Source organism: Planktothrix sp. FACHB-1355 (assembly GCF_014748295.1).
GTDB lineage: Bacteria > Cyanobacteriota > Cyanobacteriia > Cyanobacteriales > Aerosakkonemataceae > Aerosakkonema > Aerosakkonema funiforme_A.
Map to the genome: position 1 here is coordinate 1 of NZ_JACJUP010000093.1, position 10,680 is coordinate 10,680.

General features: G+C 41.5%; 7 protein-coding genes and 1 pseudogene. 3 read left to right on the forward strand and 5 right to left on the reverse strand.

The window, feature by feature from the left end; genetic code table 11:
* A pseudogene (locus H6S82_RS06765) lies at positions 1-537 on the reverse strand (PAS domain-containing sensor histidine kinase); the annotation flags it as partial.
* A 235-nt stretch (positions 538-772) separates the two neighbouring features.
* Here H6S82_RS06765 and H6S82_RS06770 point away from each other — a divergent pair.
* The 3 genes from H6S82_RS06770 (at position 773) to H6S82_RS06780 (ending at position 5,800) form a co-directional block, all read left to right on the forward strand.
* Positions 773-1,642, forward strand: a complete 870-nt coding sequence (locus H6S82_RS06770) for a sugar kinase (RefSeq protein WP_190461972.1) — start codon at positions 773-775, stop codon at positions 1,640-1,642.
* A 126-nt stretch (positions 1,643-1,768) separates the two neighbouring features.
* Entirely contained in the window at positions 1,769-2,671 is a 903-nt protein-coding gene (locus H6S82_RS06775) for an inositol monophosphatase family protein (RefSeq protein WP_190461970.1), read from the forward strand.
* A 456-nt stretch (positions 2,672-3,127) separates the two neighbouring features.
* Positions 3,128-5,800, forward strand: coding sequence for a PAS domain S-box protein (locus tag H6S82_RS06780; protein WP_190461968.1), 2,673 nt, complete (start codon positions 3,128-3,130; stop codon positions 5,798-5,800).
* Here H6S82_RS06780 and H6S82_RS06785 read toward each other — a convergent pair.
* The 4 genes from H6S82_RS06785 to H6S82_RS06800 are packed head-to-tail and all read right to left on the reverse strand — an operon-like array spanning position 5,784 to position 10,512.
* Positions 5,784-8,039, reverse strand: coding sequence for a hypothetical protein (locus H6S82_RS06785; RefSeq protein ID WP_190461966.1), 2,256 nt, complete (start codon positions 8,037-8,039; stop codon positions 5,784-5,786). The genes H6S82_RS06780 and H6S82_RS06785 overlap by 17 nt on opposite strands.
* Positions 8,040-8,081: 42 nt before the next feature.
* Positions 8,082-8,894: a sugar phosphate isomerase/epimerase family protein gene (locus H6S82_RS06790; RefSeq protein ID WP_190461964.1), complete on the reverse strand. Its 813-nt coding sequence runs from the start codon at positions 8,892-8,894 to the stop codon at positions 8,082-8,084.
* 8 nt (positions 8,895-8,902) lie between these two features.
* On the reverse strand, positions 8,903-9,676 hold the full coding sequence (locus tag H6S82_RS06795; protein WP_190461963.1) for a pyridine nucleotide transhydrogenase: 774 nt from the start codon (positions 9,674-9,676) through the stop codon (positions 8,903-8,905).
* Positions 9,677-9,690: 14 nt separating this feature from the next.
* The gene (locus H6S82_RS06800; protein WP_190461961.1) at positions 9,691-10,512 is read right to left on the reverse strand and encodes a glycosyltransferase family 2 protein; all 822 of its coding nucleotides are present in this window, start codon (positions 10,510-10,512) and stop codon (positions 9,691-9,693) included.
* Positions 10,513-10,680 lie beyond the last annotated feature (168 nt).

Below are 10,680 nucleotides of genomic sequence, written 5' to 3' on the forward strand. Positions count from 1 at the left end.
CCTTGCTACAGTTTGGCCTGCCATATCGATAATTTCTATACCTATGCTGGCTCCTTCAAAAATCGATCTAAATAATGCCTCCCTCTCGTTGAGAGCTGCTTCTGCCTGTTGCCGTTCCACGATCTCCCGTGCGAGTTTCTCATTCGCTGCTTCCAGTTCGGCGGGGCTCTTAAGTGCCATTGCTTGGGGAATTAAGGGAAACAGCTTCCCTGCCGCATATATGGATATTACAGCACTAACTGCTTTGAAACCGCCGTATAGCGCATAGTTTGGATACCAAAGCATTGTAATTTCCATAATTTGGCTGGTGCCATAGGTAATGAAGAAAGCGCCAAACAGCCACAGCACGGGTGGTAAAGCTACATCTTCTCGCTTGTGGATGAAGTAGAGCAGCATTAGCGGAATCGAATAATAAGCCAACGCAATGAGAGTATCCGACAAGATGTGCAGCCAAACCAACTCTGGGTAGTAAGGGTCGTAGTACCCTTGGCTGATGAAGTTTGGTAAAGCAAACAGGTCTTTTAATAGTTCCTTCATAAAAATGTGCTTTTTTTTAAAGATACTGTAAAGTTTACCTTTATCTCTATCTTAAAATCACTCAGTCGGTTTACCATTTGATTTTTATTCTATTTTGTTAAAAACAAAATTCTCTAAAAATAGGTGTGGATAGATTTTCGCTCGCGATCGCGTCCATCTTATTAGCTTGGCCGATACCTTGTAAGCCATCTGTGGGTGGAGGTAAAACTTTTCAAGCTGAAAAAAAAGTGTACCAATGGTAAAATACGGGCTATTTGTAGGACTGCTAACTTTAGATTTCCTCTATCTAACGGAGGGTTATCCAACTAGGAACCAAAAAATTGTTGCGGCTGACTATACAGTTGCAGCAGGTGGCCCTGCGACGAATGCAGCAGTAAGTTTCAGCTATTTGGGCGATCGAGCGACACTCTTGGGTGCGATCGGCTCTCACCCAATTACTAACTTAATCCGCACTGATTTAGAAAACTGCAAAGTAGATATACAAGATTTGGCTGCTACTAGGTTGGAGCCGCCACCAGTATCTTCTATTATCGTCGCCGAAGCAACTGGGGAGAGGGCTGTGATCTCAATCAATGCGACTAAATACCAAGGTCACAAAGAAAGTCTTTCTCCAGATATTGCGTTTGGCATAGATATAGTGTTAATTGACGGCCACCAAATGGAAATTGGTAAAACAATCTCACAATTAGCTAAAGCAAACAAGATTCCAGTTGTAATAGATGGTGGCAGCTGGAAGGCTGGATTTGATGAGATATTGCCTTTCGTGGATTACGCGATTTGTTCGGCTAACTTTTACCCACCTGACTGCCAAAACGAGCAGGAGATTATTAGCTATTTTTCATCTCTGGGAATTTCACATATTGCCATTACCCACGGAGAAGAAGCTATTCAGTATTTTTGCCAGGGTGAAGCTGGGTGGATAGAGGTTCCTAAAGTTAAGGCTGTGGATACGCTGGGTGCTGGGGATGTTTTCCACGGAGCTTTTTGCCATTACATTCTGCGGCAAAATTTTACCGATGCCTTAGCAGCAGCGGCTAAGGTTGCTTCTTATTCGTGTCAATTTTTTGGAACTCGTCGGTGGATGGAATCAGCTTTGAGCTTGTAGAGGTGAATTTTAGCGCCAGAGGAGCAGTAAAGATAAAAAATATCGCCCAACTTGCCCTTAGCGTCAATTTTACGGTTATTATGGGCATTGGCTCCACCCATCTGCAAATAGTAAAGGAATTGTAGCGTGACGGAATTAAAATATTTAGGCGAAAACCAATTTGAAGGATTAGAGGAAGTAGCTGCGATCGCTCGCTCAGTCGCTTGGGGGGCAGCTGATATCCTGCGATCCTACTATCGCGGCGAACCTCATACCGGTGACCTGAACATTGAAAATAAAAAAGAAGGGCCGGTCACTGCTGCTGACATAGCAGTCAACCACTATATTTTGGACAACTTGCAAGCTGCTTTCGGAACTCAAGATTTTGGCTACTTAAGCGAAGAAACCTATAAATTTCAGTCTAAGGGAGTTTTGTCATCGCCTTTACCGGAAGCTTGGATTTGGATTGTCGATCCTTTAGACGGTACGCGAGATTTTATTGACAAAACGGGTGAATACGCTGTTCAGATTGCTTTAGTATATCAGGGAAGTCCGGTACTGGCGGCGGTGGCATGGCCGGAAACAGAAAAGGTATACTACGCAACTAAAGGCGGGGGTACTTTTGTGGAAACTCGCGATGGACTAATCACGCAAGTGCAAGTTTCCGATCGCAACAAACTAGAAGATTTGTCTATCATTGTCAGTCGTACTCACCGAGACGATCGCTTCAACAATCTGTTGCAGCAACTGCCTTGCAAAAATCTCAAATATGTCGGTAGTGTAGGCTGCAAAATAGCCACAATTATCGAACAGGAAGCAGATATTTACATATCTCTTTCTGGGAAATCTGCTCCGAAAGACTGGGATATGGCGGCTCCCGAACTGATTTTGACGGAAGCTGGGGGCAAATTTACTTATTTGGATGGTTCTGCCCTCAAATACAACCGGGGAGATGTGCATCAGTGGGGTTGCTTGGTTGCTAGCAACGGTCACTGTCACGATGATTTATTAGCACAAACCAAACAAATTCTGGAAAAAGTGGATGGGTAATAACGCGAGCGCGTATTGCACAACATTTAATCAAGAAAAATACCAATTATTATTCCTTTCCCGCTCCAAGAATATCTATGATGACGCAGGGGTGCAGACTGGCAAAGCAGCAGAGGAGCAAAAGAAGGATCGATAATCTTCTGGGGGAAAGTGAGTAATTAGTAATTGCATAAATTTTCACATTTAAGAAGATTGCAGATAAAAAAACAAAAATTTAGTATCTGCAATCTCTATTCAGGCTTTAATATTATAATGATATTGAAAATATTAATGACGAATTAACAGTTGTGCGATCGCTTAGTGAGTAGCGAGGGTTTTAAGCCGTTACTTATAAATTGGAAGTTAATGTGATATTTACAATATTTATCTAATTACAAACGGCAGACAATCTCTAGCCAAAACAAAATATAACGGCTAAAACAGAAATGATAAACCGTTACAAAATAGGATTTTTCTATGGCAGCATTCTGGCAAACCCTATTTTCAAGTAACTTTATTCCGCACGGCCATTGCTATCTGTGGAAACCAGGACTGGTATGGCTGCATATAATATCCGATTCGCTGATTGCTGTCGCCTACTACTCCATTCCGCTGATGTTGGTATATTTTGTGCAGCAGCGACGGGATTTACCTTTTGATTGGATCTTTTTACTTTTCGGCACTTTCATTATTGCCTGCGGTACAACTCACGTTATAGAAGTGTGGACGTTGTGGCATCCCCATTATTGGATATCCGGGTTAGTTAAAGCCCTGACAGCTTCGGTATCTTTATATACTGCTATTATGCTGGTGAATTTGATTCCGAAAGCATTGGCTTTACCGAGTCCAGCAGAGTTGGAAATCACCAATCGAAAACTGGAAATGGAGATTTCGGAACGCTTAAAAGCAGAGGAAAAAAACCGCTTTCAGGCGCGATTGTTGGATGTTGTCGAACAAGCTGTGATTGCCACGGACTTAAACGGAATCGTTAGTTATTGGAACCAATTTGCCGAAAAACTCTATGGTTGGTCAGCAGCAGAAACGTTAGGTCGCGACATAGTGGAACTGATCCCATCTGAATTTTCTCAAACACAAGCAGCCGAATTGATGTCGCGCTTGAGTACAGGCGAAAGTTGGTCGGGCGAATTTATGGTGCGCCATCGCAATGGCAGGAGTTTCCCGGTACTGGCGACTGATTCGCCAATTCACGATGAAAGGGGTATTTTGTGCGGCGTTGTTGGCCTTTCTTTTGATATTAGCGATCGCAAGTTGGCGGAGGAAAGATTGCGTCAAAGCGAAGAACGCTTCCGCAGTTATTTTGAACTGTCGTTCATCGGTGTAGCGATCACCTCGCCCGAAAAAGGTTGGATTGAAGTCAACGATACTTTCTGCGAACTTCTCGGCTATTCTCGAAATGAATTGAACGGCACAACTTGGGCGCAATTGACGCACCCGGAAGATTTGGAAGTTGACTTAAATCAGTACAATCGCGTGTTAGAAGGTGAAATAGACGCTTATTCTTTGGAAAAAAGGTATATTCGCTCTGATGGTGACATAATTTACACTAATATTTTGGTTCGCTGTCTGCGTCGATCGGATCGGTCGGTCGATTATTTCGTGGCGCTACTTGAGGATATCACCGATCGCGTGCGGGCAAACGATGCGTTGCGGCAGTCGGAAGCGCGGTACAAAGAACTCGCCCAGCAGGAAGAACTGATCAATCGGCTAGCAAGTCAGATCCGCAACTCCCTCGATCTAGACACTATTTTGGAAACAGCAGTGCAGGAGATCGGCAAGCTGTTGCAGATCGATCGATGCCTTTTTATTTGGCTTCGTTTTTTCCCTCCCGTAGACGGAGGTGATGAAAGGATAATGTGGGAAATTGTCAAGGAAGCTAAGCATCCGGATCTAGAAAGTAGGATTGGTGTGTATCCGCTTCAAGAACAGTTTCGCCCGTTGGTGGAGAAGCTTTTGAACTTAGAAATAATCCGTGCTGACGATGTAGAAACTGTAACCGATCCGATTTTGCAGCAGGTGTTGCGTTTTTTGGGCCATACTTCTATGCTGGATCTGCCCTTCAAGACGCAATCGGGTCAAATTGGTATAGTCAATTGCAGTCATACTAGAGGTTTCCGTCCTTGGCGCGACAGCGAAGTAGAATTGCTGCAAGCGGTGACGGATCAGCTGGCGATCGCAATTAACCAAGCCGAACTTTACGCCCAAAGTCAAGAAGCTACTAAAATTGCCCAAGCGCAAGCAGAACAAATTGCCCAAGCGCTGCAAAAATTGCAACAAACTCAAGCTCAACTGATTCAAAGCGAAAAAATGTCCGGCTTGGGACAGCTAGTTGCCGGGATCGCCCACGAAATTAATAATCCCGTTAGCTTTATCCACGGAAATATCAACTATGCCACGGGATATATTCAAGATTTGCTCAGTCTGGTAAAACTTTATCAACAATATTATCCCAAACCTGTAAAAGAGATCGAAGACAAAATTGAAGCGATCGATCTGGATTTCTTATTAACAGACCTGCCCAAATTGCTATCTTCAATGAAAGTAGGGACAGACCGCATTCGTCAGATTGTTTTGTCGCTGCGTAACTTCTCCCGTCTCGATGAAGCGGAAATGAAACCGGTTGACATTCACGAAGGTATCGATAACACCTTGCTGATTTTGCAACACCGATTCAAAGAAAACGCGGCACGGCCTAGTATTAAACTGGATAAAAACTATGGAAAACTGCCGCTTGTCGAGTGTTACCCAGGGCAAATCAATCAGGTATTCATGAATATCCTGAGTAACGCCATTGATGCACTCGAACATTTGAAATTTGCGGGAGTTGAAAGGTTAAATGACTGCATCCCTACAATTTGCATTCGCACAGAAGTTGCCAACGATTCGGTGCAAATAAGTATTATGGATAACGGCCCTGGGATGACCGAAGAAATACGCCACAAGTTGTTCGATCCATTTTTTACTACAAAACCAGTCGGCAAGGGAACTGGATTGGGACTGTCAATTACGTATCAAATTGTAGTTGAAAAACACGCTGGCAAAATAGAGTGTATTTCAGCACCTGGGAAAGGGGCAGAATTTGTTGTGCAAATTCCCATTCGCCGCCAATACGACTTCAATCAACGAGGTTAATATTGATGTCTTGACCGATTTGATGAAGCTGTTCGCTTTTTGTATCGTAACTCCAAGCTCTGACGAGGTTATTACCTTTTGGTAAAATTTTAGTGGGAATTAAGAGGTTCCACCCAGATTGGGTATAAGCATTATTAGCTAAAACTTTAGCTACATCTGGTCTGGGAACGTTGACTCTGGCAACTGCGATCGGCTTATTTTGTTCGCCGTAGGTAATATAAACTGCATCAGCCGATCGTCCTTGTTTGGGTAATATGGCCCATCCACTCAGAGCTAAGGTGTTTCTTCTTTTGATCTTTTCGGGTACTGGTGTATCTATATAGCCATTCTGGATATTTGCTTGTGTTTTGAGAAAAGTAAAATTCTGATTGCGCTGCTGCCAAAACCAATGAGAGCCAACAGCAATGTATGGTTTGTATTTGGCTAAGAAATATTGATATATCGTCGAGGCTCCCTCAGAAACATGGATGCCATCTATGGCATTAGAGGAAGCATCATTGCTCATTAAAATTAGTTTTGGTTTTTGTCGATCGATATCGCTAACGACTTGAGCTTGAGCTAAGGGAGGGTGGGCATAGTAAGCATAGCTAAACTTAGAGCAAGAAGGTTTTTGAAACAAATAGTACCAAAAACCTTCTGATGTAAGACCATAGAAACACGATAATTTGTCTATTTCTGGTTGCAATGTTTTGTATGCTTGTAAATAATCATTTTTGATGATTTTTTCATCCGGTATTTGGTATGATTTTTGCATTCCATCAACCGTAAGATAAGCATTATATGGATTGAAAAATGGGCTTAATACTGCAAGGCAAATTATAACAAAGCTTGCTAACTTATGGGGTGATGTTTTAAAATTATTAATTTGGTCTTTAAATAAATTTACGCTCAGGTAAGCGAGTAAGAATACAGTCATGAGTGCCCCTGGCGCGACATGACCGTAATCGCTTCTATCTAGAGCAATTCTTGCATATATTAAAGATGAAAATAGCAGGATAATAAGCAAACAATTTTGTTCGCAAAGTTCTTTGAGTTTGGGATTATTCTGATATTCTACAAATAAATAAATGGCTCCCAAAATAATTACTGAAATCAAAAATATAAAAGGACGCCAAATGGGTAAATTTTCTAAATTAAAAGACGGCATGGCAATAAATGTCATGTATCTGCCATAACGCGCCCAGTAAGCTATTTGCGATAGTAAAGCCGATACTTGATCGAAGCCGAGTATAATAACTAAAGCTATTGCAGAACCGAGTAATCCTAAACCAGAATTACTCAACCAAGCTCTAGAAAACTTTTTATCCAGAACAAGTGTTAAAGCACAACAAACTGCGTAGATGGCGATAAAATAAACGGCTCGATCGTACACGTAGAGAATACTTACGGGTATAGATAATCCTATCAGCGTTGGCAAGATGAACATTTCTGCTCTACTTAACTTACTGGATAGAGCCTGCCTAAAAAATCTTACAGTTAACGTTATTTGCAGTAACAAATACAAATCTCTACCTTGGTGGATACCTTTGGCAATTTCAAAGATGAAACCATCAAAAAAAGTAAAAATTGCACAGTAAATAATAAAAATATTTCGTCTGGGAATATTCAGTTTTACGGATGAGATAATTTCTCCAATCAGCCAAAAACAAACCAAGTAGGTCAAAAAACCTAGAGTCATCCTAATCAAGCGAGTTAAGGCAATGATATTGGAGTGAGTTGCTAGCTTGCTGGCGATTAAGCTGGGAAACACATTCATCCCGAAACCGTGAATCATGAATGTACTTAAAAACGGTTTGGTTTGCGTAAGAAAATTAGGTAAAAATCCCAGATATTCACCTTCGTGAAAGGTATCTTCTAATGGAAATGCCAAATAACCATAGGTTCTGTTGATTGCCCAAGATAAAAGTAAAATAAATGATATAACTAAATAAAACCTTGTATTTATTAAAAAATTAGCTCCTTTTTTGATAAATTGCCATTGCCGTTCTACGAAATTTTGATTTCTAGTGACGGCGATAGTGGCAATTAAAAATGGAACGGCGAGGAAAATCAGAAATCTGATATAGTTAGTGTAAGGACTAATATTTTTTGTAGTGGCTAGGGAAATCAATCCAGTTTTATTGGTGCCAAAAGGTATTTGTAAGTTATCGAAAATAGGTATGATAATCAGAAATGATATTACTGCTACCGAAAAAATGGCGAATATCTTTAAATTTTGAGGTTTTTTATCGCTTGACATTGTTAATTCTAGATAGTGTTTAAGAAAAAGTCGATGCCAACGTCAACTATAATGTTGAATAGCTATTTGTAGAGCTTGTTCTACGTTAGCAATATTCGTATCTGGACTTTGAGTTTTCATTTCAATCGATGTCCAACCTTGATAGTTAAGTGCAGACAAGGTTTGCGAAAAAAGTTGATGATCGACGCCTCCAGTACCAATTTGGCCTAAATTAGGCTCGCTAATATGAAAGTGGCACACACGCTTAAATGCTTGTTCGATCGCAGACACAATTGCCTCTCCACTCATGGTCATTCCAGCTGCATCTAAGTGCAACCCAAAACCATCGCTGTTAACTGTATTGACGAGTTCTAATCCTTGCGTGGAGGTATTGATAAAATCGCAACCGTAGACGGTAGGATTTGGTTCGATACAAAAGAATACGCCATTTTTCCATGCTACTTCACCCAAACCATAGAAAAATTCTGTGGCAATTTGTTGAACTTGTTCCGGTGGTAAGTTACCAATACTTCTGTTTTTGGGAGAACCGAACACAAGTACTTTTGCGCCAAACTTGCTACCTAATTGGATGATACCCGACAAATATTCAAAGGTTTCTTGTCGCTTTTGCTCTGACTGGAAAATAGTGAGGTCTGGTTTGCCAAAAAGTAAAGCTTGCATGGCGACGATTTCAATATCTCGGCTTTCCCAAAATTTCCTGTAAGCGGTTATTTCCGCATCGCTAGCGGTTAATGGGGATGGCCAATTTTTGGTAGGAGCGATCTCTACACCTTTGATGTTGAGGTGCTGCATGAGGTTGGCGATCGCGTCCTCTTCCTGTACTTGCCAAGCTATGTTAGAAATGGCTATTTTCATGGCTGCGATTAACTCTTTACGACAGAACTTTGCTGCAATACAAATTGTTTCATTTCGGTCAAAACAGTATTTTTGGTGTAGGCATATACGCCAGATTCACCAAACATATCCGCGTATTTAGTCCTCATATCATACTTGACTGGACGATTGTGAGTTTCGTTAACAAAATCAATTTCAAATACTTTTTTGGCCACCTCTGCAACGCTGGTAGGTTCGGTCGCCAAATTCACTAATTTCAAATTGTTTGCCAAGGCTGTTTGAATATCCTGCCAGAGATGCGCGAGGTTATAAAATTGAAATATGTTATCTTTGTGGATTTGGTCAACGTTGTTATTGTGAATAAAGTCATAAACGATATTCTTTTTCAGACCGTCTCCAAACAGACCGGGTAAACGGACAACCAAAGTATCAAACCGTTCTGTGACAAATTGTTCTAATTGCAGTCGGTGTTTGCCATAGGGATGCAAATCCTGGGTATCAATTTCTGTTGCTTCATCAACTTCAATAGGAACTGGATAGACATCGACTGTGGATATCAAAACAACTTTTTTGGCAGATACCTGACTCAGACAGTTCATGAGGCGAGCGAGGTTTTCTGCATCTTTGACTGGCTCTTTGTTGGCTAACCACTTAACGGCTGGTGCGCCAGAACAAACAAGAAAGTCAAAGTTTTTATCAGCAATAGATTCAATATTTTTAGAGTTGTACAGGTCGTCAAATTGATGTTGACTAATTAAATTACCTCCGACAAACCCCGTGTATCCTATCAGCGCATTACGCATCGATCGCCTCTCTTTTAGTTATTGTTTGTGGCTGGTGGATTGTATCTATGCAGACAAGCTTTGAGCAAGGTTTTCATCACGATTATATTTCCCTTGATGGGACTAATTTTAGTAGGAACTGGCCCTTTGGATGGATATCGGCGGCATACTGGCAACTCTTTCACCCGGAAACCCAAACGAGCCGATCGAATTGCCAAGTAGTAGTGCAGTTCGTAACCTGAAAATACTTGCCGAAAAGGTGCTACTCTGGGATCTAATAAGAAGTTGCGGCTGTAAGCGCGGAATCCATTTGTAGTATCGGTGTATCGAAATCCGGCGGCGAGGCTAATTAAAGGAGCGTGGATTAATTTAATACCAAATAAGCGCATCCAAGGCGTGTTAACTTCTTTTCCCCCTTTGATAAAACGGGAACCTTGGATGTGATCGAAACCCGCATCAAGTGCTTGTGCGAAAGTAGTAATTGCTTCCGGATCGTCTTTATTGTTCCCATCAATAGTAATAATTCCTTCGTATCCTTGCTGCATGGCGTAGGCAAAAGCCATCCGCATTTGAGCGCTCAGCTTACCAGTGTCTTGCTTGGTTAGCAAAGTGCGTACACCCAATTCGGATATGACATCTAAAGCGAGGGAATTATCGGTGCTACCGCCATCAGCAATAATAACATCAAAATCTTTAGAAATTCCTCTCATCCGATCTAACTGAGTGCGAATTTTTAACCCCTCGTTGATGACGGGAATGCAGACACAGTAGCGACTGCGCTTGGGGAATAACTCATCTATTGTGTGGTTGGGAATTTCCCAGTCTGGTTGATATGGCACAATATTTTTGTCGAGCATTTGGGTATTCTACATCTAAACTTGGATATTGTCTGAGTTTTTCACGATATTTCTGCGATCGCGATCGGCAATTAAAACTGAGCTATTCTTTTCTTCTGCGATATAATATGCAGGCCATCCTTTTAATCGTTCAAATATAAACCCGACATATTCGGACAAAATAGTCAG

Coding starts and splice junctions, on each gene's coding strand:
- H6S82_RS06800 (WP_190461961.1), bottom strand. CDS start 10,512: ATGCTCGACAAAAATATTGTGCCATATCAACCAGACTGGGAAATTCCC.
- H6S82_RS06785 (WP_190461966.1), bottom strand. CDS start 8,039: ATGTCAAGCGATAAAAAACCTCAAAATTTAAAGATATTCGCCATTTTT.
- H6S82_RS06770 (WP_190461972.1), top strand. CDS start 773: ATGGTAAAATACGGGCTATTTGTAGGACTGCTAACTTTAGATTTCCTC.
- H6S82_RS06780 (WP_190461968.1), top strand. CDS start 3,128: ATGGCAGCATTCTGGCAAACCCTATTTTCAAGTAACTTTATTCCGCAC.
- H6S82_RS06790 (WP_190461964.1), bottom strand. CDS start 8,894: ATGAAAATAGCCATTTCTAACATAGCTTGGCAAGTACAGGAAGAGGAC.
- H6S82_RS06795 (WP_190461963.1), bottom strand. CDS start 9,676: ATGCGTAATGCGCTGATAGGATACACGGGGTTTGTCGGAGGTAATTTA.